Origin of the sequence: Streptococcus sp. k-402 (assembly GCF_013277515.1) — a bacterium.
Taxonomy (GTDB): Bacteria; Bacillota; Bacilli; order Lactobacillales; family Streptococcaceae; genus Streptococcus.
The window spans coordinates 10,473-11,353 of the sequence record NZ_VMNB01000005.1 but is presented as its reverse complement, the minus strand read 5'-3'; the positions used below and the strand labels follow the sequence as shown (position 1 = coordinate 11,353).

The following is an 881-nucleotide window of genomic DNA, read 5'->3' as shown; positions in this document are numbered from 1 at the left end:
ATTTTCATTGAGTATTAAACTAAATTAAATAATATTAGCGCGGAGAATTTCTAATTCTTCCTTGGTCAAGCGACGCCATTCCCCTCGTTCCAGGTTCTCATCTAATACTAAAGTTCCCATAGTCAAACGTTGCAAGTCTACTACTTCCTTGCCACAGTAGGCCACCATACGCTTGACCTGATGAAACTTCCCTTCTGCAATGGTCACACGGATTTGGCTCTGATTCTTTTCTGCATCTGTGGAAAGAATCGCCAGTCTAGCGGGCTGACAGGTAAAGTCTTTGAGCGGAATGCCCTTGGCAAATATCTCCACATCTTCTTGGGTCATGATTCCCTTGACCCGAGCCAGATATGTCTTGTCCACATGACGCTTGGGTGAAAGAAGAGCATGGGCAAGCTTGCCGTCATTGGTCAGGAACAGGAGTCCATGCGTATCGATATCCAAGCGCCCTACTGGGAAAACTTCCTTGCTCCGAGCAATATCATCCAGCAAGTCCAACACCGTTCTGTGCTTAGGATCCTCAGTCGCTGAGATAACTCCTTGGGGCTTGTTCATCATATAGTAGACAAACTCTTCATACTCCAGGACTTGCCCATTAAAGCGAATGTCATCTCTTTCTTCATCAATCTGCAATTTAGCTGATTTCTCTTTTTTACCATTTACCGTCACGCGCCCAGCCTTGAGCAAGTTTTTGACCTCTGTCCGACTCCCTACAGCGCAGGCAACTAAAAATTTATCCAATCTCATAGAACTATTATATCATATCAAAAGGAGACTGGTACAATGACCAACCTCCTTTTCGTTTCATACTCTTCAAAAATCTCTTCAAACCGCGTCAACGTCGCCTTGCCGTATGTAGGGTTGCTGACTTCGTCAGTTCT

General features: G+C 44.8%; 1 protein-coding gene. It reads right to left on the bottom strand.

Annotated elements, in window-relative coordinates; all coding sequences use genetic code 11:
- Positions 1-24: 24 nt before the first annotated feature.
- Positions 25-747 carry a pseudouridine synthase gene (locus HT724_RS04365; protein ID WP_173275167.1) on the bottom strand — a complete coding sequence of 241 codons (723 nt, stop codon included), beginning with the start codon at positions 745-747 and terminating at the stop codon, positions 25-27.
- Positions 748-881 lie beyond the last annotated feature (134 nt).